At 71.9% G+C, this 26996-nt stretch carries 26 protein-coding genes; 11 read left to right on the top strand and 15 right to left on the bottom strand.

Annotated features, from left to right (window positions below; translation table 11 throughout):
* The first annotated feature begins 9 nt into the window (after positions 1–9).
* Complete coding sequence (locus OHS58_RS05440) at positions 10–486, top strand: MarR family winged helix-turn-helix transcriptional regulator (RefSeq protein ID WP_326951015.1); 477 nt, start codon at positions 10–12, stop codon at positions 484–486.
* Here the strand turns inward: OHS58_RS05440 and OHS58_RS05435 are convergent.
* Positions 483–1112 (bottom strand): SecDF P1 head subdomain-containing protein, encoded by a 630-nt coding sequence (locus OHS58_RS05435; RefSeq protein ID WP_328647354.1) that lies wholly within the window; start codon positions 1110–1112, stop codon positions 483–485. The genes OHS58_RS05440 and OHS58_RS05435 overlap by 4 nt on opposite strands.
* 144 nt (positions 1113–1256) lie before the next feature.
* Between OHS58_RS05435 and OHS58_RS05430 the strand changes: the two genes are divergently transcribed.
* Positions 1257–2453: a carbohydrate-binding protein gene (locus tag OHS58_RS05430; RefSeq protein WP_328647353.1), complete on the top strand. Its 1197-nt coding sequence runs from the start codon at positions 1257–1259 to the stop codon at positions 2451–2453.
* Positions 2454–2502: 49 nt separating this feature from the next.
* Here OHS58_RS05430 and OHS58_RS05425 read toward each other — a convergent pair whose 3' ends face one another.
* The 4 genes from OHS58_RS05425 to OHS58_RS05410 all read right to left on the bottom strand — a co-directional run bounded on the left by OHS58_RS05425 (position 2503) and on the right by OHS58_RS05410 (position 6801).
* A complete protein-coding gene (locus tag OHS58_RS05425; protein ID WP_328647352.1) occupies positions 2503–4287 on the bottom strand; it encodes a glycoside hydrolase family 76 protein in 1785 nt (594 codons plus the stop codon).
* Between the two features lie 66 nt (positions 4288–4353).
* Positions 4354–4971 carry a CPBP family intramembrane glutamic endopeptidase gene (locus OHS58_RS05420; protein WP_328647351.1) on the bottom strand — a complete coding sequence of 206 codons (618 nt, stop codon included), beginning with the start codon at positions 4969–4971 and terminating at the stop codon, positions 4354–4356.
* Positions 4968–5864, bottom strand: a complete 897-nt coding sequence (locus tag OHS58_RS05415) for an NAD(P)H-binding protein (protein WP_326951020.1) — start codon at positions 5862–5864, stop codon at positions 4968–4970. Before OHS58_RS05415 ends, OHS58_RS05420 begins: the two co-directional genes overlap by 4 nt.
* Before the next feature lie 10 nt (positions 5865–5874).
* Entirely contained in the window at positions 5875–6801 is a 927-nt protein-coding gene (locus tag OHS58_RS05410; protein ID WP_247053646.1) for a DMT family transporter, read from the bottom strand.
* A gap of 73 nt (positions 6802–6874) precedes the next feature.
* Between OHS58_RS05410 and OHS58_RS05405 the strand changes: the two genes are divergently transcribed.
* Both OHS58_RS05405 and OHS58_RS05400 read left to right on the top strand, forming a co-directional pair.
* Complete coding sequence (locus OHS58_RS05405; protein WP_247053648.1) at positions 6875–7798, top strand: LysR family transcriptional regulator; 924 nt, start codon at positions 6875–6877, stop codon at positions 7796–7798.
* 53 nt (positions 7799–7851) lie between these two features.
* On the top strand, positions 7852–8499 hold the full coding sequence (locus OHS58_RS05400) for an 8-oxoguanine DNA glycosylase OGG fold protein (protein WP_328647350.1): 648 nt from the start codon (positions 7852–7854) through the stop codon (positions 8497–8499).
* 3 nt (positions 8500–8502) lie between these two features.
* Here the strand turns inward: OHS58_RS05400 and OHS58_RS05395 are convergent, their stop codons facing one another.
* Positions 8503–9351 carry a helix-turn-helix transcriptional regulator gene (locus tag OHS58_RS05395; protein ID WP_328647349.1) on the bottom strand — a complete coding sequence of 283 codons (849 nt, stop codon included), beginning with the start codon at positions 9349–9351 and terminating at the stop codon, positions 8503–8505.
* Between the two features lie 141 nt (positions 9352–9492).
* Between OHS58_RS05395 and OHS58_RS05390 the strand changes: the two genes are divergently transcribed.
* Positions 9493–10500, top strand: a complete 1008-nt coding sequence (locus tag OHS58_RS05390) for an aldo/keto reductase (RefSeq protein WP_328647348.1) — start codon at positions 9493–9495, stop codon at positions 10498–10500.
* A gap of 1 nt (position 10501) precedes the next feature.
* On the opposite strand, the gene OHS58_RS05385 is transcribed toward OHS58_RS05390, so the two are convergent.
* Positions 10502–11386 carry a LysR family transcriptional regulator gene (locus OHS58_RS05385; RefSeq protein WP_326951023.1) on the bottom strand — a complete coding sequence of 295 codons (885 nt, stop codon included), beginning with the start codon at positions 11384–11386 and terminating at the stop codon, positions 10502–10504.
* Positions 11387–11470: 84 nt separating this feature from the next.
* On the opposite strand from OHS58_RS05385, the gene OHS58_RS05380 reads away from it, so the two are divergent.
* On the top strand, positions 11471–12415 hold the full coding sequence (locus OHS58_RS05380) for a threonine/serine dehydratase (protein ID WP_328647347.1): 945 nt from the start codon (positions 11471–11473) through the stop codon (positions 12413–12415).
* On the opposite strand, the gene OHS58_RS05375 is transcribed toward OHS58_RS05380, so the two are convergent.
* The 4 genes from OHS58_RS05375 to OHS58_RS05360 form a co-directional block, all read right to left on the bottom strand.
* Positions 12369–13187 carry an LLM class flavin-dependent oxidoreductase gene (locus OHS58_RS05375; RefSeq protein ID WP_328647346.1) on the bottom strand — a complete coding sequence of 273 codons (819 nt, stop codon included), beginning with the start codon at positions 13185–13187 and terminating at the stop codon, positions 12369–12371. The genes OHS58_RS05380 and OHS58_RS05375 overlap by 47 nt on opposite strands.
* A 134-nt stretch (positions 13188–13321) precedes the next feature.
* Positions 13322–14158 carry a peptidoglycan-binding domain-containing protein gene (locus OHS58_RS05370; RefSeq protein WP_328647345.1) on the bottom strand — a complete coding sequence of 279 codons (837 nt, stop codon included), beginning with the start codon at positions 14156–14158 and terminating at the stop codon, positions 13322–13324.
* Between the two features lie 108 nt (positions 14159–14266).
* Positions 14267–16387, bottom strand: a complete 2121-nt coding sequence (locus OHS58_RS05365) for a heavy metal translocating P-type ATPase (protein WP_328647344.1) — start codon at positions 16385–16387, stop codon at positions 14267–14269.
* Complete coding sequence (locus tag OHS58_RS05360; RefSeq protein ID WP_328647343.1) at positions 16384–17256, bottom strand: hypothetical protein; 873 nt, start codon at positions 17254–17256, stop codon at positions 16384–16386. Before OHS58_RS05360 ends, OHS58_RS05365 begins: the two co-directional genes overlap by 4 nt.
* Positions 17257–17622: 366 nt before the next feature.
* Here OHS58_RS05360 and OHS58_RS05355 point away from each other — a divergent pair, with 366 nt between their 5' ends.
* On the top strand, positions 17623–18675 hold the full coding sequence (locus OHS58_RS05355) for a C40 family peptidase (RefSeq protein WP_326951029.1): 1053 nt from the start codon (positions 17623–17625) through the stop codon (positions 18673–18675).
* A gap of 164 nt (positions 18676–18839) precedes the next feature.
* On the top strand, positions 18840–19040 hold the full coding sequence (locus tag OHS58_RS05350) for a DUF3072 domain-containing protein (RefSeq protein WP_326952194.1): 201 nt from the start codon (positions 18840–18842) through the stop codon (positions 19038–19040).
* Between the two features lie 421 nt (positions 19041–19461).
* Here the strand turns inward: OHS58_RS05350 and rho are convergent, their stop codons facing one another.
* Entirely contained in the window at positions 19462–20526 is a 1065-nt protein-coding gene (gene rho / locus OHS58_RS05345) for a transcription termination factor Rho (protein ID WP_326951580.1), read from the bottom strand.
* 243 nt (positions 20527–20769) lie between these two features.
* Here rho and OHS58_RS05340 point away from each other — a divergent pair, with 243 nt between their 5' ends.
* Positions 20770–21306: an ATP-binding protein gene (locus OHS58_RS05340; RefSeq protein ID WP_328647342.1), complete on the top strand. Its 537-nt coding sequence runs from the start codon at positions 20770–20772 to the stop codon at positions 21304–21306.
* Between the two features lie 204 nt (positions 21307–21510).
* Here the strand turns inward: OHS58_RS05340 and OHS58_RS05335 are convergent, their stop codons facing one another.
* Positions 21511–21723: a hypothetical protein gene (locus tag OHS58_RS05335; protein WP_247053679.1), complete on the bottom strand. Its 213-nt coding sequence runs from the start codon at positions 21721–21723 to the stop codon at positions 21511–21513.
* Between the two features lie 42 nt (positions 21724–21765).
* On the bottom strand, positions 21766–22938 hold the full coding sequence (locus OHS58_RS05330; RefSeq protein ID WP_328647341.1) for a glycoside hydrolase family 64 protein: 1173 nt from the start codon (positions 22936–22938) through the stop codon (positions 21766–21768).
* A 340-nt stretch (positions 22939–23278) separates the two neighbouring features.
* Here OHS58_RS05330 and OHS58_RS05325 point away from each other — a divergent pair, with 340 nt between their 5' ends.
* Entirely contained in the window at positions 23279–24187 is a 909-nt protein-coding gene (locus OHS58_RS05325) for a glycoside hydrolase family 16 protein (protein ID WP_328647340.1), read from the top strand.
* Positions 24188–24204: 17 nt separating this feature from the next.
* Positions 24205–24708 carry a methylated-DNA--[protein]-cysteine S-methyltransferase gene (locus OHS58_RS05320; protein WP_247053685.1) on the top strand — a complete coding sequence of 168 codons (504 nt, stop codon included), beginning with the start codon at positions 24205–24207 and terminating at the stop codon, positions 24706–24708.
* A 4-nt stretch (positions 24709–24712) separates the two neighbouring features.
* Here the strand turns inward: OHS58_RS05320 and OHS58_RS05315 are convergent, their stop codons facing one another.
* Positions 24713–26959: an extracellular catalytic domain type 1 short-chain-length polyhydroxyalkanoate depolymerase gene (locus tag OHS58_RS05315; RefSeq protein WP_328647339.1), complete on the bottom strand. Its 2247-nt coding sequence runs from the start codon at positions 26957–26959 to the stop codon at positions 24713–24715.
* Between the last annotated feature and the right edge of the window lie 37 nt (positions 26960–26996).

Here is a 26996-nt window from a genome sequence, read left to right as displayed (position 1 = left end):
ACTGGGCAGATGACTTCGCTGCCGGTCGTCAACCAGCCGCCCCACCGCTGCGGCGCGCTGCTCGACCACCTCGCGCGCCGGCTGCGGCTGCGCAGCGAGTCGGTGCTGGCCCCGCTCGGGCTGCGCCCGCGGCACCTGATCGCCCTGACGGTGCTGCGCGACCAAGGCGGCAGCTCGCAGCAGGACCTGGCGAAGATCCTCGAGATGGACGGCACGAACGTCGTCGGGCTGCTCAACGACCTCGAGACGGAGAACCTGATCGAGCGCCGCCGCTCCCCCGTCGACCGCCGCCGGCACATCGTCGAGCTGACCGACGTCGGCGCGAAACTGTTGGCCCGCGCGGAGTTCGCGCTCGCCGCGGTCGAGGACGAGGTGTTCAGCGGCCTCGACGAAGAGCAGCGCGAGACGCTCTACACGCTGCTGCAGCAGGTCACGAACACGACGAACATGGAAGCCTGCACGGAAGCCGCGACCCGCCCCTGCTAACCGCCCGCGATGTCGCGGGCCAGCTGCCGCGCCTCGGGCAGGGTGAACTCCCCGGAGATCTGCGTTTCGCCGCCGGTGATGGCGGACTGGACGGCCGGCGCGGTGAGCACGCGGCTCCGCAGCACCATCGCGACCTGCTTGCCGACGTTCCCGCCGGTCCACTCCGCCCAGGTCCGGGTGCCGGCCGCGGTGAACCGGAGGCCGATGACCGGGTGACCCGACTGCGGGTCGAGGCGGGCGGCCACCCAGCCGACGTCGGCGCCGCTCAGGAACGCCGGGCCGAGCACGTACTTCGTGCCCTTCGCGCGGTCGCAGCTGACCAGCGGCCGCGCCGGGTCGTCCCGGCCGGCCAACGGGTCCGGGCTGCCCGGGGCGCAGTCGAGCGCGGCCGCGGCGGCCTGTTGCGCGGCGGGGTCGGCACTCTGCCGGTCCGGCGCCGAGCCCGTCGGTGCGGGCGTCGGTGACGGCGGCAGCTCGGTCAGGACCGGCCGGAAGTGCAGCAGCGTGCCGTCCTTGACGATGAAGCCGTCGCCCGAAGGCGCCGCGCTTCCGGACACCTGAGCCGAGCACCCGGCGACAGTGACGAGGACGGCCAGCGCCGCGAGGGAGATCCGCACGGGAGTCATTGTGGCGTCCCGGCCCCGGATCGGGAACTTACCACTGGTAACTCCTTGACTTTACCAATGGTAAGACGCACTCTACTGAGGCTAATTCGTCTAGACCAATCTGTCCGCTCTTCGAGGTACCTCCCCGAGAGGAGAGACACCACCATGTCCCCCCGGAAACCGGCCAAGGCCGCCGCCGCGCTCGCCGCCGCGACGGCCACAGCGGCCGCGCTCGTGCTCGCCCACGGCGCGGACGCCAGCCCGGCCGCCGCCCCAGCCACAGCCACAACCACAGCCGCCTGCGGCGTCCTGTTCGACGACTTCCACTACGCCTCCCCCACCGACTCCGCGTTCGGCGCGGCCGGCTGGACCACCCGCAACGACGTCGGCAGCCCGGGCGTGCCCGGCGCGCGCTGGCTGACGAGCAACATCAGTTTCCCCACGGTGAACGGGGAAAAGGTGGCGCAGCTCAACGCGTCCACCGACGGCAGCGCGAACGGCACGACCCACGCCGAGCTGTACCAGAACCAGCTGCGGTTCCTGGACGGCACCTACGCCAGCCGCGTGAAGTTCACCGACGCGCCGACCAGCGGCACGGACGGCGACCACGTCAACGAAACGTACTTCACGATTTCGCCGCTGCGGTACGACCGCGACCCGCTCTACAGCGAGCTCGACTTCTCCGAGTACCTGCCCAACGGCGGCTGGGGCGGCTCGACCGCGAACTACCAGACGTCCTGGTACACCTACTGGAACAACCCGTCCTGGGACGGCCTGCGCACCTCCACCGCGCAGAACCGCAGCTTCGACGGCTGGCACGACATCGTCACGCAGGTCTCCGGCGGGCACGTGAAGTACTACCTCGACGGCGTCCTCACCGCGGACCACACCACCGACGCCCAGGGCGATCCGGTCTACCCGCGCACGCCGATGTCGATCAACTACAACATGTGGTTCATCGACACGGCCGGCCACACGAGCGGCACCAGCACCTACACCGAGCAGGTGGACTGGACCTACTACGCGGGCAACCAGGTCGTCACGCCCGCCGCCGCGGTCGCGCAGGCCTCGACCTACCGCGGCGCGGGCACCGCGCACGTCGACACGGTCGGCTCCGGCAACTGCACCACGCCGACCAGCCCGCCGCCGACGACCACCCCGACAACACCCACCACACCGACGACCCCGACCACGCCGACCCAGCCCGCGAACTGCTCCAGCGCGGCGGAGTGGGACTGGGGCACCGTCTACCTCGGCGGGCAGCGGGTCAAGCACAACAGCCACCTCTGGCAGGCGAACTGGTGGACGCAGGGCTCCGAGCCCGGCCTCACCGCGCAGTGGGCCGACCTCGGCCACTGCTGAGCCGGGCCGGGCCGCTGCGTGGCTTCCCACCCGCCGCGTCCGGCCCGGCCTACCCCGCCGCAAGCACCGCTTCGAGCCCGGACGCCTGGGTCCGCCAGTCGGTCGCGTTCGGCGTGGCCCCGCTCCAGCGCTCGCCGATCCGGTCGAGCGAGTCTCGATCGCTCGCCCACAGCGTGTCGGCCTGCTTCTGCGCGAAGGCCCGGTAGGTCGCCGAGCCCGTGACCTTCACCAGGTCGCCGAAGTAGCGCATGAAGATGCCCTTGAACTGCTTTTGGTTGTCGTCACAGGAGTTCGCGGCGTCGCAGAACTCGACGAGCACGCCGCCCGAGGTGAGCCGGGACATCGCCGCGTCCGCCAGCCTCTTCGCGGCGTCCAGATAGGACGTGACGCCGGTGGCGCGCCAGAGCTCGACCAGCCCGCCGATGCCGAGGCCCTGGTTGTACGTCCAGACGGTCTGGCCGTTGTTCGCGCACGACGACGTCAGGCCGTCGTTCACCAGGCCGGAAGCGTTGATCAGGCCGCTGTTCAGGTACCAGTCGCCCGCGGTCCGGGCGCGCTGACCCCACACCGTGTCGCCGGCGAGCCGCGTGTGCAGCGACGCGGTCAGCCGCAGGTACAACCCGCTTGTGACGGCGTTCTTGTACGTCCGCTCGCGGTTCCACCACACCCCGCCACCGCAGCTTCCGGTGTCCCAGAAGCCGTTGACGTAGTTGGCGATCGTTGTCGCCTCGGTCAGGTAACGCGTGTCGTGGGTGCGGTCGTAGACGGCGATCCAGGCCAGGCCCCACCACGCGCTGTCGTCGATCGCGCGGCTGACGAAGTCGCCCTCGATCGGGTCGGAACTGCGGCCCCCGGCGGGGAAAGCGGCCTTGTTGACGTCGAAGGTGCGCGCCATGGCGGCGTCGAAGCCGCCCGCGTCCGCGACGGCCGTCACCGCGACCGCGGAATTCCACCAGCTCGACGGCCACCACGCGGTGTAGGGCTCGTAGGACCACATCAGCGCGTCCACCGCGCCGGCGGCCCGGGTCGTCGCCGGGCGCGCCCAGGCCGTGCAGCTGCCCGAGGCGTGCGTGGCTTCCCGGCCGCACGCGCGCACGGCGCCGCCGTACAGCCGGCCGCGCGGGTCCCGCGTGGCGAACGCCGTGGTGCGGGTGCCGGTCGCGCCCGCGGCGACGCTGGTGCGGCCCAGCGACGAGCCGTCCGGCCAGCTCGCGCCCGCGTCCCAGGACCGGTCGAGCCAGACCTCGTCGCCGGCGCCGCCCGCTTCGATGCCGGCCCACGCCATGCCGCGGCCGTCGAAGTGGAGCCGGATCGTGCGGCCGTAAAGGGTCGTGGGAGCGACCGGCTGGGCGTCCCCGGTGCCCGGGGCGGCCCGGTCGCACGCGGCGTCGCAGACGTCCGGGTAGATCCATGCGGTGCAGGCGACGCCCTGCGCGTCCCCGCAGGCCCGGACGAGGCCACGGCGGTGGTGCGCCGGGTCGGTGAGGTTGTACATCAGCGTGCGGGTGCCGGTCCACCCGCTGGGGACGCTCGCCTTGCCCAGCAGGCCTTCCCAGGTCGCGCCGCCGTCCCAGGAGCGGTCGAGCCAGACGGCGTCGTTCGCGACGCCGTTGTCGATGCTCGCCCAGGCCATGCCGTCGGGGTCGGACGCGTGCAGCCGCACGATACGGCCGTTGATCACCTTGTCGGGCAAGGGAAAGCTCTCTCGCGCGGCGCGCGATGGATCGAGCGTGTCGCAGGAGGTCACGCACACCGCCGTCGCCGCCGCGGCGGGCCGGGTGGACAGGGGTGACAGGGAACCGAGGACGAGCAGGAGCACGAGCAATGTCCGCATCGACATCCCTCTCCACGCGCCGGAGTTCTTTCCAGGATAGGAAATCCGGCGCCCGGTCAGAAGGGTTCAGACAACTTCTGGCTCGTTCCGGACATTCTCCGACGGGGAGCCGAACAGCCGCGGCATGACCGCGAGCATCAGCGCGGACCAGACCACGTGCGTCAGCACCGGCGCCTGGACGCCGTCGCCGCGGTGGCGCTGCCACGCGAACAGCGACCCCATCACCGCGGACGCCAGCACGAGCGCGGGGTTGCGGGTCGCGCAGGTGGACAGCACGTAGATCGCGGTGGAGCGGCGCGCGCCCGCGGCGTCGTAGAGGGCGCCGCGGAAGAAGACCTCTTCGGCCGCGCCGGTCAGGAGCGTTGTCGCCACCACCGACGTCGTCGAACCGCGGTGGGCGTAGTCGAGTACGCCGGCGATCGCGCGGCGCAGCGGCGGGATGTGCCGCGACACCAGCGCGCAGCCGTAGAACACGCCGAACGCGCCCGCGCCGGCCAGCACCGGTTGCACGACGTCGCGGCGGCCCCGGCGCACCGGCCCGGCCGCACGCGCGCCCGCCAGCCAGGTCGTGGCGACGCCCGCGGTGAGGCCGTAGAAGCGGAGTGACCCGGGCGGGCTGGACAGGGACGCGCCGAGCAGCCCGGTCCCGGCGGCGGTCACGGCGGTCAGGAACCGTCGTTTCATCCGGCCCGCCGGCTCTTCGCGCGCTCGCCGAGGGCCTGGAGCACGGCGTCGTCGTAGCCCATCGGCTCGAACTCGACGATCTTGCGGATGCTGTCGTCGCGGACGACGACCTCGTTGGTCATCGAGTCGATCAGCGAGCGCCCGGTCTGCACGTCGATGTCGGTGACCAGGGAGAGCCAGTACGACGAGAGCCGCGGCGAGAGCAGCGGTACGGGCACGATCACCAGCGGCCGGCCTTCGATCGCGGCGACGCGCTGCAGCATTTCCCGGTAGGCCAGGACGTCCGGACCGCCGATGTCGAACGCGCGGCCCGCGGCGTCGGCGTGGTCGAGCACGCCGACGAGGTAGCGGACGACGTCGTCGATCGCGATCGGCTGGGTGCGGGTGCCGACCCAGCGCGGGGTGACCATCGCCGGCAGGTGCTCGACGAGCTGGCGGGTCAGCTCCCACGACGTGCCGCCGTGCCCGATCACGATCCCGGCGCGCAGCACGGTGACCGGCACGCCGGTCTCGCCCAGCAGCTCTTCGACCTCGCGGCGGCTGGCGAGGTGCTCCGAGAGCGTGCCGTCGTCGTCCCCGAGGCCGCCGAGGTAGACGATCCGGCCGATCCCGGCGTCCGCCGCGGCCCGGGCGAAGGCGCGCGCCGCCTCGGAGTCGCGGCGCTTGAAGTCCGAGCTGTCGAGCGAGTGGACCAGGTAGTACGCGGCGTCGGCGCCCTTGAGCGCGTCGCGCAGGGAACCGACGTCGGCGACGTCGCCGCGGACGGGTTCGCCGGTGCCGCGGTAGTCCTCGGGCCTGCGGGTCATCGCGAGCACGGTGTGCCCGGCTTCGTCGAGTGCCGGGCACAACCGGCTGCCGACGAACCCCGACGCTCCCGCTACCAGCACTCGCATGCCGGTGACGCTAGTCGCGACGGCGCCGCCCCGCAGGTCGCGCGGTGCCCGCGAAGCAGACGGCGCCGAGCACGGCCGCGCAGCCGACCAGCTGGAGCACGCCGGGCGACTCGCCGAGCAGCCCGATGCTCAGCAGCACCGCGCCGACCGGCTGGAGCAGCATGAGCGTCGCCCCGGAGGTGGCCGACATCCGCGGCAGCGCGGCCGAGATCAGCAGCCAGCCCGTCAGCTGGCCGACGAGCGCGAGCGCGATCAGCCACCCGAACGAGGGCCAGCCCGGCGCGAAGTCGAGCGTGCCGGACGGGAGCCCGAGGACCAGCGCGACGGCGCAGGCGGAGAGCGTCGCCAGGAGCAGCGAGTGCGACTGCGTCCCCTTGGCGCCGCTGAGCCGGATCAGGAACAGGTAGGCGGCGTACCCGGCGCCGGCGATCAGCGCCGCGACGGCGCCGGTGACCGGGTCGGGGCCGAACGCGCCGGTCCCGGCGAAGCCGCCGGCCAGCACGACCCCGCCGAGCAGGACCGGCGCGGCCACCAGGAACCGCTTCGACGGCCGTTCGGCGAGGAACGCGAACGCCAGCACGGGCACGATCACGACCTGCACCGCGAGCAGGACCGTCGCGATACCGGCGCCGACGCGCGGGATCGCCTCGCCCCAGAGCACGAAGTCCAGGCCGAGCCCGGCCCCGGCCAGCAGCGGGAAGAGCACCCGGCGGCGGGTCTCGGGGCCCGCCTTGCGCCGCTCCCACCAGGCCAGCGCGAACAGGACCGGCAGCGAGAGCAGGCACCGCCAGAACGCGCTGGTGGCGCCGCTGGTGTGCGAGACCTTGATGAAGACCGACGACAGCGCGATGCAGAAGCTGCCGAGCGCCGCGAGCAGGCGGGGGTCGACGCGCTGGGTGAAGGTCGTCTTGACGGGGCGGGGCGCGGTCGTGGTCACCCCTCCAGCGTGGGCGTCTCGACTGTCAAGAACAAGCGAATGTTTCTGCGCGGAATCCGGTAGCATCACTACCGTGTTCGGACTCGAGCGGATGCGGGCGCTGCACGCCCTCGCCACCCAGGGCTCGGTCGCCGCGGCGGCCGCGTCCCTGCACGTCACCCCATCGGGCGTCTCCCAGCAGCTGGCGAAGCTGGAACGGGAGGCCGGGCAGCCGCTGCTGGAGTCCCGCGGCCGCGGCGTCCGGCTGACGAAGGCGGGCCAGGTGCTGGCCGGGCACGCCGAGCGGATCCTCGCGCAGGTCGCCGAGGCGAAAACCGACCTGGAGCTGCTGCGCGAGGACGTCATCGGGCCGCTGCGGGTCGGCGCGATCCCGACGACCGTGCACGCGCTGCTGCCGCCCGCGCTGGCGACGCTGGCCGTGCAGCACCCGCGGCTGGAGGTGACGCTGCACGAGGGCGAGGCCGAGCAGACGATGCCCCGCGTCCTGGCCGGCGACCTCGACGTCGCGGTGCTGGAGAGCTGGGCGGACCGCCCGACGGTCCTCCCGCCGGAGACGACGAGGATCGCCTTGTTCTCCGACGTCGCGGACCTCGCTTTGCCGGCCGGCCACCGCCTGGCGCACCGCAAGGCCGTCGATCTGTCCGAAGTGGACGACCTGCCGTGGATCGGCTGGAGCGCCGGCTCCGGCTGCCACGACTGGCTGGTCCAGGTCCTGCGCAAGCAGGGGCTGGACCCGCGGATCAGCTGCACGGTGGGCAGCTACCCGACCCAGCTGGCCCTGGTGGCGGGCAACCTCGGCGCGGCCCTGGTCCCCCGCCTGGCCCGCGAGCGGCTCCCGGAAGGCGTCCGCATCCTGACGACCCGCCCGGCCCTGACCCGCACGATCTACGCGATCTGCCGAGCGGGCGAGGAGGACCATGGCGCGGTCCGGGCCTGCCTGGACGCCCTGAGCGAGGCCTCGGCCCGCTTCACCACCGCCCTACGCCCGGTCGGCTGACGCTCAAGGCGCCCTGCCGAAACAGTGCCGCCGCGGCGAGCGACCTCATGCACATGTCGAACCTCGCACTGTCCGGCAAACCGAAAGCGATCACGGTCGACCCCTCCCGATGGGCTGCCCGGCTCCCGTCCGGTGCTTGGCCTGACGAGTTCGCCCTCAGCGGGCAGGTGGGGCGCGCCGACGTGTTCGCCCTCGCCCGGCGCTGGCGATCGGGGGAGGTGACGAGCGTGCAGTTCGCGGCCGGCGTGCTGGCTTGGGGCTACGGGATTCGCGGCTATGGCCCGCATCGAACGAACAAGATCCTTCGCCACGAGCAGGCCGCCGATCACCTCGACGTCGCCCTGGCCGGCCTGCGCGCCGACCTCGTCCCTCTCGCGACCTTGCTCGAGTGCTACGAGCAGTTGCGGACCACGGCGAAACTCAAGGGTCTCGGCCCGGCGTTCTTCACCAAGATCCTGTACTTCGCGGGCTATCGCCGCGGCCACGGCGGTCCCCAGCCGCTGATCCTCGACAGTGTCGTGGCGGCACGGCTGCCGCCCGAGGCGGGTGCCGCCCGGCGGTTCAGGAGCGGGTGGTCGACTGGCACCTGGCGTGACTACCTGCTCTGGGCCGCCGAGCAAGCCGGCCGTGCCGAATACGGCGGCGAACCGGACCGCGTCGAAATGGCGTTGTTCACCGGGTGCTGGCGCCCGGTCAGCTGACGTTCAAGGCGTCGCCGGTTCCGCCGTCCAGCTGGCCAGCAGCCTCAGCGTCGCCTCCGAAGGGGAGCCCGGCTCCACCGTGTGGACTCCCAGCACCTGGTCCTGGTCGCCCGTCGGGGTCAGCGCCTCGTAGCCCAGGATCAGCTCCCCCACCACCGGGTGCCGGTAGTGCTTCGTGCCGTGGGTGCGCTGGTAGACGTCGTGGTCCGCCCACCAGACGCGGAAATCCTGGTCTCGCACCGACAGCTCGCCGATCAGCTCGGCCAGGGCCGGGTCGTGGGGGTTGCGGCCCGCGTACAGGTGCAGCGTCGCCACCACGCTGCGCGCCGACGACTCCCAATCCGCGTACAGCTCGCGGGCCAGCGGGTCGAGGAAGACGAACCGCGCCATGTTGCGCTCGCGCGGCGGCAGCGCGTCGAAGTCGCGGTAGAGCGCCTTCGCCAGGCGGTTGGCGGCCAGCACGTCCAGGCGCCGGCCGGTGACCATCGCCGGGACGTCGGTCAGGGTCTCCAGGATCCGCAGCAGCCCGGGGCGGACGCGCTGGGGTGCCGGGGTCCGCGGCCGGCGGCGGCTCGGCTTGGCCAGCGCGACCAGGTGCCGCCGCTCGGTTTCGTCCAGCTGCAGGGCCCGCGCGATCGCGTCCAGCACCGACTCCGAGACGTTCAGGTTCCGGCCGCGTTCGAGCCGGACGTAGTAGTCGACGCTCACCCCGGCCAGCCGCGCGACCTCTTCCCGCCGCAGCCCGGGGACGCGCCGCACGCCGGGTTCCGGCGGGAGCCCGGCGTCGCCGGGCGTCACCCGGGCCCGGCGGGCGCGCAGGAAGTCCCGCAGTTCCGGGTTGTCCTCGCTCATCCCGCCAGCCTAGATCGGGCGTCGCGCGCGTGCGGGGGTCTGCTGGACCCCCGGTCGAGCCATGCCCCTCTCGCGACGTCGAACGGCCGGAGCCGGCGGTTAGCTGGAAGGAGAACCAGCTCCCGAGAAGGAAGACCCGAGATGGAACGCGAAATCCTGGGCGGCACGGGCATCTCCGTCAGCCGCTTCGCCTTCGGCGCGATGATGCTGGGCGCGATGGGCAACACCGACCGCGCCGAATCGGTGCGGATGATCCACGCGGCGCTCGACGCGGGAATCAACTTCATCGACACCGCCGACGTCTACTCCCACGGCGAGTCGGAGGTGATCGTCGGCGAGGCGCTCAAGGGCCGCCGTGACGACGTCGTGCTCGCGACGAAGTTCTCGATGCCGATGGGTCCCGACGCCAACCAGGCCGGTGCCTCGCCGCGGTGGATCAAGCGGGCCGTCGAAGCCAGCCTGACGCGGCTCGGCACCGACCACATCGACCTCTACCAGCAGCACCGCCCCGACCACCTGACCGACATCGACGAGACGCTGGGCGCGCTGTCCGATCTCGTCCGCGCGGGCAAGGTGCGCGTGATCGGGTCCTCGACGTTCCCGGCCGAGATGATGGTCGAGGCGCAGTGGGCCGCGCGGCGCGGCGGGCACCACCGGTTCCGCACCGAGCAGCCGCGGTACTCGATGCTCACCCGGATCATCGAGAACGACGTCCTGCCGACGGCCCAGCGCCACGGCATGGGCGTCCTGACCTACGGGCCGCTGTCGAGCGGCTGGCTGACCGACCGTGACCCGGCACGCAGCCACCGCGCCGGCATGGCTCCCGAGGTGTTCGACCCGGCCGTCCCCGAGAACCGCGCGCGGGCCGAAACCGTCGAGCGGCTGCGGAAGCTCGCCGGCGACGCGGGTCTGCCGCTGGCGCACCTCGCGGTGCGGTTCGTGCTGAGCCACCCGGCCGTGACGTCGGTGCTGATCGGCCCGCGCACGCCGGAGCAGCTCGACGACCTGCTGGCCGCGCAGGGCCCGCTGCCCGGTGACGTGCTCGACCGGATCGACGAGATCGTCCCGCCCGGCACCGAGGTCAACCGGCACGACAACTACCAGGCGGCGGCACCGGCGATCGAGAACCCGAGGCTTCGACGCCGCTGAGTCACGCCCGCAACCGGTCCGCCATCTCCGTCACCAGCCGGCCCGGGCGCTTGTGGTGCACCAGGAAGACGTCGCGGGCCGGGCGGGCGTCGGCCGCGTCCCGGACCTCGATCCGGGCGCCGCCGGCGCGTTCCAGCACGCTCTCCGGGACGAACGCGATCCCCAGCCCGGCCTCGACCAGCGCCAGGATCACCTGGTAGTCGCGGCTTTCGTGAGCGACGCGCAGCCGCACCCCCGCGGCGTCGGCGAGCTGTTCGAGGCACACCCGGTTGGGCACGCCGGGGCTGCCCGAGATCCAGTCCTCCCCCGCGAGCCCGCGCAGGGTGAGGCGGCGGACGGCCGCTTTCGCGTGGCCCACCGGGAGGATCAGGCGGAACCGTTCCGAGCGCAGCAACGAGCGTTCCAGCCCACGCGGGTCGGGCAGGACCGCGCCGGGATAGTGGTGGGTGATCAGGAGATCCAGCTCGCGCGAGCTGACCAGGCCGTAGCCGTCGGGCGGCTCCAGGTCCAGCAGCCGCAGCGCGACCGCCGGGTGGGCCTCGCGGAAGCCCGCGAGCGCGGCCGGGACGAGCGTCGCGCCCGCGCTGGCGAACGTGCCGACGGTCAGCTGCGCCGGCTCCTCGCCGAGCAGCGCCCGCACGGTCCGCTCGGCGGTCCGCAGCTCCCCGACGATCGTTTCGGCGTGGGTGAGCAGAGCTTCGCCGACGGCGGTGAGCGTGACGCCGCGCGGGTTGCGGTGTACCAAAGGTGCGCCGACGTCGCGTTCGAGCTTGGCCAGCTGCTGCGAGACGGCGGACGGCGTGAACGAAAGCCGTTGTGCCGCACCGGCGATGGACCCGGCGTGCGCGACCTCGGCGAGCAGGGCCAGGCGGTGGGCGTCGAGCACGGGAGCCTCCAGCCGTAAGCGTTGCTAACGCCAGCATAGGAGACGTCGCTGGTGCTTACGGCCGGGCGCGCGCATGCTGAGGTCATGATCAGCACTTCGGACGTCGAACGCGCCGCCACCCGGATCCACGGCCGGGTCCGCCGGACGCCGGTCTTCGCGGCCGACGGAATGTGGTTCAAGCTGGAACACCTGCAGCACACCGGGTCGTTCAAGGCCCGCGGCGCGTTCAACCGGATCTTGGCGGCCGGTGACATCGCGGCGGCCGGGGTGGTCGCCGCGTCGGGCGGCAACGCGGGCCTCGCCGTCGCCCACGCGGCCCGCGAATTCGGTGTCCCCGCAAGGGTTTTCGTCCCCACCACCGCGCCCGCGGTCAAGGTGGCGAAGCTGCACGCGCTCGGCGCGGCCGTCGAGCTCGTCGGCGACAAGTACGCCGACGCCTACGACGCGGCGGTGAAGCACGCGGCCGACAGCGGCGCGTTGTTCTGCCACGCCTACGACCAGCCGGAGATCTGCGCCGGCCAGGGCACGGCCGGGCTGGAACTGCTGGAGCAGGTGGACGGGCTCGACACGATCCTGGTCGCGGTCGGCGGCGGCGGGCTCCTGGCCGGCATCGCCGCGGCGGTCGAGGGCCGGGCGCGCGTGGTCGGCGTCGAGCCGCGCACGATCCCGACGCTCCACGCGGCTCTCGAAGCCGGTGAACCGGTCCAGGTCGAGGTGTCCGGCCTGACCGCCGACTCCCTCGGCGCGTCCCGGCTCGGGGACATCGCCTTCGCGGTCGCCACTCGCACGGGCGCGGGGTCGGTGCTGGTCGAGGACGCCGCGATCGCCGAAGCCCGGACGACGCTGTGGGACCGCTACCGCCTCGCCGTCGAAGCGGGCGGGGCCACGGCCTACGCCGCGTTGCTCAGCGGCGCCTACGTGCCCACGCCCGGCGAGCGCGTCGCCGTCCTGCTCTGCGGCGCCAACACCGATCCCGCGACGCTCACTTCCCCGTCAGCAGCGCCACCAGCGGCGCGAACTCCTCGATGAAGGCGCTGTTGACGCTGACGTAGGAGACGCCGAGCTCGTCGCGACGGCGTTCCAGCTCACCCGCCATGTCGTCGACGCTGCCGCGCAGCATGGTCAGCGAGTCGTGCTCGATGAGCGTCGCGGCGTCGACGCCGATGAACCCACGGATCCACGGCGGGACGACCTCGCCGACGACGAAGATGTTCATGGCCAGCTCGATGTCCCGGCCGTCGGCGGCGGTCCGGATCTCCTCGACGTGCGACGCGAACTCGTCGCGGGTGGTCAGCACGCCCCCGGCGAGGGTGACGATGTCGGCCTTCGCCGCGGCGAGCCGGCGGGCCTTGGGACCGCCCGCGGCGAGCATCACCGGCGTGTGCGCGTCACCGTCGAGGCGGCGGACGTGGTCGATCGTCTCGGAGATCGAGTCGAGCCGCTCCTGGCCGGTGCCGTAGGGCAGGCCCAGTTCCTCGGCCTGCTGGCGCATCGACGCCAGGCCGGTGCCCAGGCCCAGCTCGAACCGGCCGTCGGTCATCGCCGTCAGGCTGTGCGCTTCCCAGGCGGCCGCGCGTGCCGTGCGCAGCGGGCTGGCCAGCACGAACGAGCCCACCCGCAGGGTCGTCGTGACCGCGGCGGCCGTCGCGAGCGACGCCGTCGGGGTCGGCAGGTTCAGGTTGTCCGGCGAGAGCAGGGTCGAGTACCCCAGCTCTTCGGCCCGGCGTGCGGTCTCCCGCCACTTCGCGCCGCCCTCCTGGGCCGCCGCGACCACACCGAACCGGAACGCCTTCTCAACCATCGGATCAACCCCCGCTTGTGTCGTTGACCCGATCAAACCACCGCCGCGCCCGGCCGTGCCACCACGAACGCCGTGAAGGCCCCCTTACCGGCTCTTATGGCCGGTAAGGGGGCCTTCACGGACTTCAAGCAGCGTCAGCCGCGCTGGTACTCCTCCCAGGTGACCTTCGTGACCGAGGGGCCGTCGTCGGCGCCGCGGCCGGCCAGGCCGTTCTTGCCCAGGTAGTAGTCGCCCGTCTGGTGCTGCGCGCCCGACGAGAGGTCCGGGTCGGAGATCGCCATCGCGTGGATGTGGTAGGCGAAACCCTGGTCCGGCGTGCGGTACCAGGCCGCGAACCCGACGTTGCGCAGCGCCTTCAGCAGGGTCGTGCGGGTTGCCGCCGACATGCCGGACACCGAGATGTCCATCGCGCCGCCGCCGTCGTGCGTCCCGGCCGAAGCGTCGACGCCGCCCGGGTTGTAGGACCCCTGGGTCAGGCTGACGGTGAAGCCGGCGATCTTCTCCGCCGCCAGCAGCATCGCCTTGGTGCGGGTGTTGATCGTGACCCCGCGGTAGGCCACGCGGCTGCCCGCGGACACCGCGCTCGTCACGGTGTAGCGGCTCGCGCCCAGCTTCTCCAGCGACGCCTTGCCGGGCAGGCCCGAAGCGTCGATCCCGGTGTAGCCCAACGACTTCTGGTACTGCGAGTACGCCGTGATCGTGGTGGTGCCGAAGTAGCCGTCGACGTACTTGCTGTCCAGCAGCCCCTTCGCCTGCAACGCCTGCTCGACCAGCAGGACACTGGCGTGCGCGCCCGGCGTCTGGGTGTCGTCGGCGCGGCGCGGGTCGATCTGGGCCGCCTTGAGCACGGCCTCCATGTTCGCCGTGGGCAGTGCGGCTGCGACCGCGGGCGCGGGCGCGGCCTGGGCCGGCGCCGCCACAGCGAGCGTCGCGGCGGTGAGTGCCGTCAACACGGCGGCCTTCGTGAACATCCCTGTCCTCCACTCGTCGGAATCCCTGCCGCCATCAGGATCACGCGAACGGATACAAGGGACGTACAAACGGGCTCCAATCACCCGTCCGTGCTGGTTCGGCCGTGCTTATGCAAAACGGCGCAGACGCAGGCTGTTCGTGACGACGAAGACCGAGCTGACGGCCATCGCCGCGCCGGCGATCATCGGGTTGAGCAGGCCCGCGGCGGCGAGCGGCAGCGCGGCGACGTTGTAGGCGAACGCCCAGAACAGGTTGCCCTTGATCGTCCGCAGCGTCCGGCGCGCCAGCCGGATCGCGTCGGCCGCCGCGCGCAGGTCACCGCGCACGAGCGTCAGGTCGGCCGCCTCGATCGCGACGTCGGTGCCGGTGCCCATGGCCAGCCCCAGGTCGGCCTGGGCGAGCGCGGCCGCGTCGTTGACGCCGTCGCCGGCCATGGCGACCACGTGCCCTTCCGCCTGGAGCCGCTCGACGACGGCGGCCTTGTCGTGCGGCAGCACCTCGGCGATCACGCGCTCGATCCCGACCTCCGCGGCCACCGCGCGGGCGACGACGGCGCTGTCGCCGGTCAGCAGGATCGGCGTCAGCCCGAGCCCGCGCAGCCGCCGGACCGCCTCGGCCGACGTCGGCTTGACGGTGTCGGCCACGGCCAGCGTGCCGCGGACCTCGCCGTCCCAGGTCACGGCGACCGTGGTCAGCTCGGCCCCGGCGGCGTCCGCCCGCCCGACGCGCACCGTGCGGCCCTCGACCACGCCGGTCACGCCCAGCCCGGGCGTGCTCCGGAACTCCGACACCGCGGGCAGCACGCCGAAGCGCTCCCGGGCGGCGGCCGCGATCGCGCGGGCCACCGGGTGCTCGGACGCGGCCTCGACGGCCCCCGCGAGCCGCAGCACCTCGCCGTCCCCCTCGACCAGCGCCATCCGGCCGGTCGTCACCGTGCCGGTCTTGTCCAGCACGACGGTGTCGACGCGCCGGGTCGACTCCAGCACCTCCGGGCCCTTGATCAGGATCCCGAGCTGAGCGCCGCGGCCGGTGCCGACCAGCAGCGCCGTCGGCGTGGCCAGGCCCAGCGCGCACGGGCAGGCGATGATCAGCACGGCGACCGCCGCGGTGAACGCGGCCGACGGCGTCCCGCCCGCGCCGAGCCAGAAGGCGAGCGTCGCTACGGCCAGCGCGATGACGATCGGGACGAACACCGCCGAGACGCGGTCCGCGAGCCGCTGGACCTGCGCTTTCCCGGTCTGCGCCGCCTCCACGAGCCGCGCGGTCCGCGCCAGCTGCGTGTCGGCGCCGACCTTCGTGGCCCGGACGACGAGCCGGCCGCCGACGTTGACCGTCGCGCCCGCCACGGCGTCGCCCGGCCCGACCTCGACCGGCACGCTCTCGCCGGTCAGCAGGCTCGCGTCGATCGCGGACCCGCCGTCCTCGACGACGCCGTCGGTGGCCACCTTCTCCCCCGGCCGCACCACGAACCGGTCGCCGACGGCCAGCTCGCCGACCGGGATCCGCAGCTCACGGCCGTCGCGCAGGACCGCGACGTCCTTGGCGCCGAGGTCGAGCAGCGCCCGCAGCGCGGCACCGGCGCGTCGCTTGGCGCGGGCCTCGAAGTAGCGCCCGGCCAGGAGGAACGTCGTGACGCCGGCGGCGACCTCCAGGTAGATCGCGCCGTCGCCGGACATCCGCTCGACGGTGAACTCGAACGGGTGCCGCAGGCCGGGGGTGCCCGCGGTGCCGAACAGCAGCGCGTACAGCGACCAGCCGAAGGCGGCGAGGGTGCCGAGCGAGATGAGCGTGTCCATCGTGGCGGCGCCGTGGCGCAGGTTGGCGAACGCGGCGCGGTGGAACGGCCACGCGCCCCACACCAGCACGGGCGCGGCGAGGGTGAGCGAAATCCACTGCCAGTAGGTGAACTGCCACGCGGGCACCATCGCCAGCAGGATCACCGGCACGGCGAGCCCGGCCGAGACGACGAGCCGTTGCCGCAAGGTCCGCGTGCCGTCGTCTTCGTCGGCTGCCGGTGGCTCGTCGGCGGGCAGTTTCGCGCGGTAGCCCGCCGCTTCGACTTGCGCCACCAGTTCTTTCGGCTCGATGTCGCCGGAGTAGGCGACTTTCGCCTTCGCCGTGGCGTAGTTGACGGTCGCGGTGACGCCGTCCAGCTTGTTGAGCTTGCGCTCGATCCGCATCGCGCAGGACGCGCAGGTCATGCCGGTGATCGCGAGGTCGACGGTCATCGCGGTGCCCCCGTTCCGGTGGTGACGGTGAACGCGGCGGTGCGGACGACGTCGCCGTGGCGGAAGTCCAGGAACAGCCGGTAGGTGCCGGCCGACGGCACCTCGGCCACGAAGGTGAGCCCGGGCCCGGCCGGGTGGACGTGCAGGTACGCCAGGTCGCCGCCGCGCAGCGCGACGAGGTGGCCGGCCGCGCCCAGGTAGGGCTGCAGGTCGGTGACCGCGCGGCCGTCCTCGGTGACGGTCGCCGTCAGCCGGGACGCCCGCCCGGCGACGAGGTCGCCGTCGAGCCGGACGTGGTAGCCGTCGACGTCCGCGACGCGCGTCTCCGGGGGCTCGACCGGCTGGAACACCCCCGGCGCGACGAGGTCTACGCCGAGCGTCAGCGGCTTCGCACCCGAAGGCGTGAAGTCGGCGAAGGCGCGGTAGCTGCCCGCATCGGCGACGGTGAGCGGCACGGTCCACGTTCCGTCGGCGCCCAGGTCGGGGTGCAGGTGCTGGTAACCGGCGGTGTCCCGGCGGACGACGATGAAGTGGAGCCGTTTCTCGTGCTCGACGTCGAACGCGGTCACGGGCGCGCCGTCAGGGCCGGTGATCCGGAACGTGAAGCGGGCGGCCACGCCCGGCGTGAGCGTCGTGGTCGTGGGCGTCAGGGTGTAGCCGTCCTGGGCCGAGGCCAGGCCGCCGGGCAGGTCGACGACGGCTTCGCCGTGGGTGTCCTCGTGGGTGTCGTCGTGGGTGTCGTCGTGGGTGTCGCTGTGGGCCTCGGCCTGAGGGAAGGGACCGGCGGCGGTCCCGAGCGCCCAGGCTCCCCCGGCGACCAGGACGAGCGCCGCGCCGTAGGCGGAAAGCTTCGCTGAGGTGGTGCTCATGCCTCAGATATACCCTAGGGGGGTAGGGTAAGCAATGCCGTCACGGCCTGTCAGACCGGACACAAGTTTTCGCAGCGCACCTGGTCCAGCGATGATTCCGGCCGTCACGGAGAGTTCCGACGCGAACCCCCTGGACTCCCCCGTGTTCTTTTCGTAACCTGTTCGAGATCTCGCGGCCCCGCGCCGCCGACAGGTGGCTACGCGAGATCGCCGCCGATACCCCCCTGCCGGGTACCGGACCCCCACACCGCGTGGCTCACCTGTTGCGGGAGAGCGCGCACCGTGACGGGGCAGTGCGGACGAGGCCCCCGACTCGCCGCCCCGGTCCCGACCGGCGGCCGAACAGCAAAGGAGACCCGCGCGACCGTGCATTCGCATCCCGTCAAGCGCGTGGTGTCAGGTGCCCTCGCGGCCGCCGCGGTGATCGCAGTGATCACCGTCGCGGACCCCGCGGCCACCGCCGCCCCGATCCCCGCCCTTCAGGCTCCGCCCACCGGGTCGGAGGCCCTGGCCAAGTACCGCGACCTCGCGGCGCAGGCCGAGAAGCTCAACGAAGACCTGCTCAAGGCCCAGGCCGACCTCACCACCAAGCAGGGTGAGCTCGACAAGGCCACCACCGACGTCGACGCGGCCAAGACCGCGGGCGCCGAGGCCGCCGACGCGAAGCAGAAGTACCAGTCCCAGGTGGACAAGTTCGCCAACGCGTCGTTCACCAGCGGCGTCCAGCTCAACAAGCTGTCCGCGCTGCTGGCCGGCACGTCGACGCAGGACTTCCTGGACCGCTCGTCGGCCCTCGAGGTCATCGCGACCGACAAGAACTCCGCGATGGACAACCTCAGCGGCGCGGCCGAGAAGGCCAAGACCGCCGAGAAGACGGCGACGGACGCCGCGAAGAAGGCGACCGACGCGCGCGACGCGGCGGCCAAGCTGACCTCGGACATCGAGGGCAAGAAGAAGAACCTGCAGACCCAGATCGACCAGATCGAGGCGCAGAGCAAGACCCTCAGCACGGCCGACAAGGCCGCACAGAAGGACACGGGCGGCAAGGCCCCCACCGTCAAGGCGGCGACCGGGGCCGCCCAGACCGCGGTCAACGCGGCGCTGAGCAAGCTCGGCAGCGCCTACGTCTGGGGCGCGACCGGACCGAGCACGTTCGACTGCTCGGGCCTGATGCAGTGGGCCTACAAGCAGGCCGGCATCACCCTGCCGCGCAACTCGGCGGCACAGGCGGGCTTCGGCACGTCGGTCTCGCGCGACCAGCTGCAGCCGGGCGACCTGGTCGCCTACTACTCCCCGGTGTCGCACATCGGGATGTACATCGGCGACGGAAAGATGGTCCACGCCCCCACCAGTGGTGACGTGGTCAAGATCTCCCCGCTGATGAGCGAGTACGCCGGAGCGACCCGCCCGACGGCCTGACGTTTCGCGAATCCGTCCACAGTGGTCTTCACACCGCGGTGGACGGATTTCGCGTTTCCGGGAAGGGTTCGCGGGGAAACTCCTCCGCGGGGACGTGCACGGAAATTGTCGGGGCTCTGGGTTACAGTCGGACCCAGGCGAACAGACGTTCGAATGGAGTGGTGATGACCGAACAGCCGGAACCCAACCCGGAGAAGGACCCGAGCGACTGGACCACCGGCGACGAGCCGATGACCGGGCCGCAGAAGTCCTACCTGCAGACGCTCGCCCAGGAGGCGGGGCAGGAGGTGCCCGAAGACCTGACGAAGGCCGAGGCATCGAGGCGCATCGACGAGCTGCAGCAGACCACCGGCCGCGGCGCTTGAGCGTGTCCGGGGCGGCGGCGTGGACCGGCGGCGGCTACGGGGCTTGAGCGTGTCCGCGGCGGTTGCGCAGACAGGCATCGGCTGAGGTGCGACGGCGGCCGAAGCGGCACCTGGCTGCGGCGGCTGACCGGTACCCGGCGGCTGGCGGCTGGCGGACGAGCGCTTGGGCTGGCCGGAGCTGGGTCGGCTGGCGCCTTGGGTCGGCCGACACTCGGCGGCGGACCGAACTGGCCCGATCGGGCGGCGCGAGCGCTTGAGCCGGCCAGCGATTGGGTCGGTCGGCACTCGGCAGCGGGTTCAACGACCGGCCGGATATCTGGCCGGGCTGGCTATAGCGGCACGAACCGAACTGGCCCGGCTGAGCAGGGCGCGCAGCAGCTGCGCGGGCACTGCAACCGAACGGCACTGTGGCCGAGTGGGCTCAGGCGGCCTGGGGCAGTGCAGCCGCGCCGGTTACGCGTAGCAGGAACTCGGCGTTCGAGCCTGTCTTGCGTAGCTGGTCCAGCAGTTGCTCCACCGCGTGCGGGCCCTGCAGTGCTCGGCGGACGTCGCGCATTGCGGCCAGTTCCTCCGGTGTCACCAGCAGTTCCTCGCGGCGGGTGCCGGAAGCGGCCAGGTCTACCGCCGGGAAGACTCGGCGTTCCGCGGTGCGGCGGTCCAGTTTCAGCTCGGCGTTGCCCGTGCTCTTCAGCTCCTCGAAGAACACCGTGTCGGCGAGTGAACCGGTTTCCACCAGCGCGGTCGCGATGATCGTGAGGGAACCGCCGCCCTCGACGTTCCTTGCGGCGCCCAGGATGCGCTTCATCGGCTGCAGGGCCGCCGCGTCGACGCCTCCGGAGAGGGTGCGGCCCGAAGGGCGGGCCGACAAGTTGTACGCGCGGCCCAGGCGGGTCAGGGAGTCCAGCAGGAGCACGACGTCTTCGCCGCGCTCCACCAAGCGCTTGGCGCGCTCGACCGCCAGTTCCGCGATCGCTACGTGCTCGGCCGGCGGCCGGTCGAATGTGGACGCGATCACCTCCCCGCGCACGGTGCGGCGCAGTTCGGTGACCTCCTCCGGACGCTCGTCGGCGAGCAGCACCATGAGCTTGCACTCCGGGTGGTTGGTGGCGATGCCGTGCGCGATTTCGCTCAGCACCGTGGTTTTCCCCGCCTTCGGTGGCGAGACGACCAGCGCGCGCTGGCCCTTGCCGATCGGGGTGACGAGGTCGATGACGCGGGTCAGCACCCGTGCCGGGGTGGTTTCGAGCAGCAGGCGCTCGTCGGGGTGCACCGGGACGAGGTCGTCGAAGTGCGGGCGGCGCGTGGCCGGGTTGACGCCGTCGACGCTGATGATTTCCTCGGCGGTGCCGGTGATTTCGTCGCCCGTGCGCAGCTTGTGCTTGCGGACGACGGAAAGCGGGATGGTGACGTCGCCGTCGGCGCTCCGGTAGCCGGCGCGGACGAAGGCGGATTTTCCTTGTACGTCAAGGATTCCGTGGAAAGGCATAGTTTTCTCCTGAATGCGGGGAACGGCCGGCGCGCGGACGGCGGCGGACCGTGAAAGGAAAGGAAAGAGGCCGAGCTGGCCTGGATCCGGGAGCTTCCTCCGGGCGGCCTGGAGGCCGACGTCCGCGAGGAGCACCTTCACTGTAGCCCGACTTTCCCCGAAGCACAATGCGTGAGAACCGGTGGCGGTGGGTAGGACTCCAGGGAAGCCCGCCGAACCGTGGCCGACGGATGGGAGCACACCGTGCACCGACACACCCCGGAACCGGACGTCGACACCGGCGAAACCGCCGACGACGGCCCACCCGGGTCCACGTCCTCCGACCGCCTCCCCGCGGGGTCCGGGACCGTGGTCAGCTCGACCTTCGAAGAACTCGCGCCGGCGCTGCCCAACGACGTCGCCGACCTGCGCCGCAAGCTCATCCGCTGGCTGGCCGCCCTCCCCCTGGACCCGGAGAGCACGCACGACATCACGCTGGCCACCTACGAGGCGCTGGCGAACGTCGCGGCCCACGCCTACCCGGTCAAGCACGGCTGGGCGCGCCTGCAGGCCGCGCGAGTGGGCGACGCCGTGACCGTGACGGTCACCGACACCGGCTGCGGCATCCCGGCGACCCGCGCGAGCCGACCCCGCACCGCGGGCCTGCGCACCTCGGGCGGCCGGGGCTTGCTGCTGATCGACAAGGTGACCGACCAGTACGACATCGACACCGGCGAGCAGGGCACGACGGTCCGGATGACCTGGCGCCCGGCCGCCTTGCGGCACGCGGGTGCGGCCTGACCCGCGTGGGTCGAATGAGGCCGCGAAGGCGACCGATTCGGGAAATCGAGCAAGATGAAAGAACGTCACGGCTGACGAAGCAACGGGCGACCACCAGCCGAATACCGTCAGTCACTCCGGCATCGCTCATCGAATGCGAATGAGCGGGCTCGAAAGCCGAGAAACGCGGTGAGCCGGAGCAGGCCCACCGCGTTTCAGGGAACCTCAGGCCGCGCTGGCCAGCCGCACGAGGCGGTTGCGCGGGTACGACACCAGTTCGCGCTCCTCGTCCGTGGTGAAGATCTCGACGGAATCCTCCAGGATGTCCGCCGAAGTCACCTGTAGCTGCCACGCGGGCAGCCCCGGGGCGGGCTCGTGCCAGAACCACTGGCCCTTGGTGAGCTGGTCCGCCGGGACCGTCGCGTCGTCCGTGTTCATGCCATGAGGCTAACCGCCACCACCGACAGTTTTTGAACGGGCTCAGCCATGGGTCGCCCCGACCGTGATCGTCAGCACGTCCGGGTCGCCGGCGAACACCGCGCCGCTGAAGTCCGGGCCCGGGCTGACGTCGTCGTACGGGAACGCGTAGCCCCGGTTGTCGGGCAGTTTCGAGTGGACGATGCGGGCGTAGTGGTTGGTGACGTCGCCCAGGTAGAACTTCGCCGGGTCCTCCGCCGTCGGCTGGTTCGCGTTGTCCAGCAACGTCGTCCGGTTCAGGGCCGCCGCCAGGCGCGGGATGATGCTCTTGCGCGCGTCACTCGCGCCGGCCGCGATGGCGAACGGGCCGCTGTCGCAGCTCCAGACGTCCGCCGTGGCCGGCTTCGCGAAGGACTCGCCCCCGAGCACCAGCTGGCCGCCGGTGACGCGGCCGGTGAACGTGCCCAGGCCCGGGTTCTGCGAGTCCACCACGAGGTCGGTGCCCTCGTACTTCTGCCAGACCTGGTCGATGTAGCCGTCGAGGTACCCGCCGAACTGGTCGGCGTGGTGGTGCGGCGACAGCGCACGCAGGTTCCCGCCGCCGCCGGTCTGCACCAGCCCCGGCCAGTTGCCGCCCAGCGCCGTCAGCTCCGACGAGATCGCGTCCAGCGACCCCGACGGCAGGCCGTTGACGGTTTTCGTGCCCGAGCCGGACGTCGTGAGCGACAGGCCCATCGGCATCCCGACGAAGTCGACGTAGCTGATGTTGGCGAACAGCTGCTCGTCGTTGAACGTGAACTCGCTGAACGACCAGTTCTTCTCGAAGTTGGGATCAGCGGTGTTCAGGAAGCTCGGGTGCACCAGGGCCGGCCCCGGGTCGAGGAAGAAGTCCAGCTTCGCGTCCGTGACGACGTAGATCCGCGCGCCGCCCATCTTGGGCACGGAGACCTGGGCCCCGGATCCGACCGGGATGGCGCAGTCCTCGGGCAACGGCGTGTGCGCGGCGCCGGGCGAGTCCGGGTAGTACGGCGAGCCGTCGGCGCGCAGCAGGACCAGCCGGCCGTCCGGGGTCGTGCCGGTGACGTAGGCGTACACGGTGCCGGAGCCGGAGTTGTTCACCAGCTTGAGACCGAAGGTCGACGGCGTCGCGGCGTAGGCGGTGCGGGCCAGGGGCAGCACGGTGGCGGTGGCGAGCGTGGCCGCCGAAAGGCTCAGGAACGAGCGGCGCGAGATCATGATTCCTCCACTTTGAGGATTACCAGAACACGCGGCGTGCTCCACAATGGAGACACAGGCCGCGCTCGCAGATTCGTTGTGGACGCCAACAAACTATGAACGCCGCCTGCCGGGCCTGACAACCCCTCCAAGGTAGGTCTAGACCACCGTTCGCACCCGGCGCGCGATGCCCCGCGCGGAGAATTTTCAAACAATCCCGGCCGGGCACTGCCCCCGGGTACCGGGTCGCGGGTAATTCCGGGCAGGGGCCTTGACTTCCCCGCGAACGGTCGGTGACAGTGGACGGCCTCGCAGGTGGACGCACCCCCTTTCCGGCTTCATCACAGAGAAAGCGGACCCCATGCAGCCCAGCAAGCGTTTCCTGCGACTGACCGCCGTGATGGCAACGTTGTCACTGCCCTTCCTCGCCCCCGCGACGACGTCCGCCGCGGAGACCTGGACCACCGTGTTCCAGGACGACTTCGACGGCGCGGCCGGTACTGGCCTGAACACCCAGGACTGGCTCTACGACAGGGGAACCGGCTACCCGGGCGGCGCGGCGGCCTGGGGCACCGGCGAGCTCGAGACGGCGACGGACTCGACCGACAACGTCTACCACGACGGCGCCGGCCACCTCGCCATCAAGCCGCTGCGTGACGCCGCGGGCAACTGGACCTCCGGCCGGATCGAGACGCAGCGGACCGACTTCGCCGCCCCGGCCGGTGGACAGCTGGAGATCAGCGCGTCGCTCAAGCAGCCGTCCCCCGCCGGCGGGCTCGGTTACTGGCCGGCGTTCTGGGCGATGGGCGGCGACGCGCGGCCGGTCGGCGCGACGAACTGGCCGAGCATCGGCGAGCTCGACATCATGGAGGACGTCAACGCGCTCAGCAAGCACTCCACCACCTTCCACTGTGGACAGTGGCAGGGCGAGTGCCACGACCCGGACGGCATCACGAGCGACCTGCAGGACTGCCCGGGCTGCCAGGACGGCTACCACTCCTACTCGGTCGTGGTGGACCGCCGCGACGCCGCCGCGGAAGAGCTGCGGTTCTACCTCGACGGCAACCAGACCTACTCGGTGAAGCAGAACCAGGTGTCGGACGCGACTTGGAAGGCCGCGGTCGACCACGGGTTCTTCGTCATCTTCGACGTCGCGATCGGCGGCTCCTACCCGAACAAGGTCTGCGGCTGCACCTCCCCGAGTGCGGACATCACGCCGGGCGCCGAGATGAGCGTCGACTCGCTGTCGGTCAAGGTCAGCGATTCCTGAGCCGATAAGCTGGCGCCATGAGCGTCCGGCACACCGTCATCGACTCCCCCATCGGGCCACTGACCCTCGTCGGTGACGCGGCCGGTGCGCTGCTCGGCCTCTACTTCGACGGCCACCTGCGCACGCCCCGGATGACCGACCTCGGGGAGCGCACCGAGACCGGCTTCGAGGTCGTGGAAGCACAGCTGGGCGAGTACTTCGCGGGCACGCGGCGCGAGTTCGACCTCGAGCTCGCGCCGCGTGGTTCCGCGTTCGAGAAGCAGGTCTGGGACCTGCTGACGAAGATCCCGTTCGGCGAGACCCGCACCTACGGGCAGCTGGCCGCCGCACTGGGCGACCCGGGTGCCGCGCAGGCCGTCGGCAACGCCAACGGCTGGAACCCGATCAGCGTCATCGTGCCGTGCCACCGGGTGGTCGGCACGAGCGGGAGCCTGACCGGGTACGCCGGCGGCCTGGCCCGCAAGCGGTTCCTCCTGAGCCTGGAGGAGCCGCCCGCGGACGAGGTCGGCCGGTTGTTCTGACCCGTCAGGACGTCCCGCAGGTCACGGTGGGCGCCGTCAGGTTCCCGCCGTGCTCGACGGTGAACCCGATGACGTTGCCGCTGCCGTTGGGTTTCGCGGTCAGCACGTAGCCGGTGCTGTCCCAGGTGCCGGTGTAGTTCCAGCTGCCGATGACCTTCTGGGGTGCGTGGAAGGTGATCGTGAGCACCCAGTTGTTCGAGCCCGTCACCGAGATCTGGCCGTTGAAGCCGACGTTCCACTCCGCCGTCTTCGCGTAGGTCCCGGTGCACCCGCCCGACGGCGGCGGGGTCGTGGTCGTCGGCGGCGGGGTGGTCGTGGTGGGCGGCGGCGTGGTCGTGGTGCCGCCGTTCAGCGCGTCGAGGACCGCGGTGTAGGCGGCCTTCTTGTTCCCGCTGCCGTCGAACAGCAGCGGGGTGGCCGACGCGCGCCAGGAGTCGGTGTCCCGGATGCCCCACACGGTCAGGCCGTTGCAGCGCGCCACCGCGAGGCAGGCGTTCGTGACCGTGCGGAAGCTGTTCGCCTGCGTGGTGCCCGACCCCTCGATGTCCAGCTCGGTGATCTGGACGTCCACGCCGAGGTCGGCGAAGTTCTGCAGCGTGGTCTGGTAGTTCGACGGCACCGGGCTGGCGCTGTTGAAGTGCGACTGGAAGCCGACGCAGTCGATCGGCACGCCGCGGGACTTGAAGTCCTGCACCATGCGGTACACGGCCTGGGTCTTCGCCTGGCTCCAGTCGTCGGTGTTGTAGTCGTTGTAGCAGAGCTTCGCGCCGGGGTCGGCCGCCCGGGCGGCGCGGAACGCCGCCTCGATCCAGTCGTTGCCGGTGCGCTGCAGGTTGGAGTCGCGGCGGGCGCCGGAACTGCCGTCGGCGAACGCCTCGTTCACCACGTCCCACGAGTAGAGCTGGCCGCGGTAGTGCGTCGCGACCTGGGTGACGTGGTTGAGCATCGCCGAGCGCAGCGACGAGCCTTCCATGCCCTGCATCCAGCCGGGCTGCTGCCCGTACCAGGCCAGCGTGTGCCCGCGGACCTGGGCGCCCTGGGACCTGGCCTGGGCCACGATCCGGTCGGCGTTGCCGTAGGAGAACTGGCCCTGGTTCGGCTCGGTCGCGTCGATCTTCATCTCGTTCTCGGGCGTGATCATGCTGAATTCACGGCTCAGGATGCCGGTGTAGACGCTGTCCGAGAGCCTGCTCGCCGAGACGGCCGTGCCGAAGTACCGGCCGGTCCGCGCCGCCGCGCCGCCGAGCGTGGTGCCCGTCGCCGGCGGGGGTGACGTCGTCGTGGTGGGAGTGGTCGGGGTGGTCGGCGTGGTCGTGGTAGTGCCGCCGCTGTTCAGGCCGAGGTACGCGATCGCGTAGCCCACCATGCCGCTCTGCGGCAGCACGTGCCCGGCGCCCTGGACGCTGATCGCCTCGACCGGCGCCTGGACGCCGGTGCCGCCGTAGCGGGCACGGGTCCAGCCGGACTGCGGCTGGTCGGTGCCCGACGCCGTCTGGCTCACCCCGGCGAGGTTGGTCCACTGCTTGACCTCTTCGCCGAAGTTCGGGTAACGCAGGGTGTCGTCGGCGGTGCCGTGCCACAGCTGCATCCGCGGGTACGGGCCGCTGCGCCCGCCGCTCATCTGCCGGGCCTGGTCACCCCACTGCTGCGCGGTCTTCGTCAGCTGGCCGTTCGCGCACTGGGAGTTCCAGCTCGACCCGTCGGTGGTGCCGAAGCAGCCGGCGGGCACGCCCATGAACGCCGACCCGGCGGCGAACACGTCCGGGTACTCCGCGGCGAGCACGTTCGTCATCATCGCGCCCGAGGAGAACCCGGTGACGTAGACCCGGGAAGGGTCGACGTTGTAGTGCTGCTTCGCGTAGTCGACCATCGAGAGGATGCCGACCGGGTCGCTGCCGCCGCCGCGGGTCAGCGCCTGCGGTGAGGAGACGTCGAAGCAGGCGCCGCTGCGGGTGGCCTCCGGGAACACGATGACGTACCCGTACTGGTCGGCCGCGGTGACGTAGTCGCGGGCGTAGCCGTTGAAGACCGCCGAAGCCGAGCCGGTGCAGTAGTGGATCGCGACCAGCAGCGCCGGCTTGGCCGCCACCCGGTCCGGGACGTAGGTGTACATGTTCAGGTTGCTGGGGTTGGTGCCGAAGCCGGTCACGCGGGTCAGCGACGCCGCGGACGCGGGCTGCGCGACGAGCAGCACGACCGCGGCGACCACCGGCACGACGGCGGCCAGCAGCACAGTGAGCAGTCTTCTCACTCGGGATTCCTTTCCGGGGCAGGGCGCGCAGCGGTCT

This window comes from Amycolatopsis sp. NBC_00348 (assembly GCF_036114655.1).
In the GTDB taxonomy this organism is placed as follows: domain Bacteria; phylum Actinomycetota; class Actinomycetes; order Mycobacteriales; family Pseudonocardiaceae; genus Amycolatopsis.
Note: the sequence above shows the minus strand (reverse complement) of the source record. Positions and strands in the feature narration are given on the sequence as shown.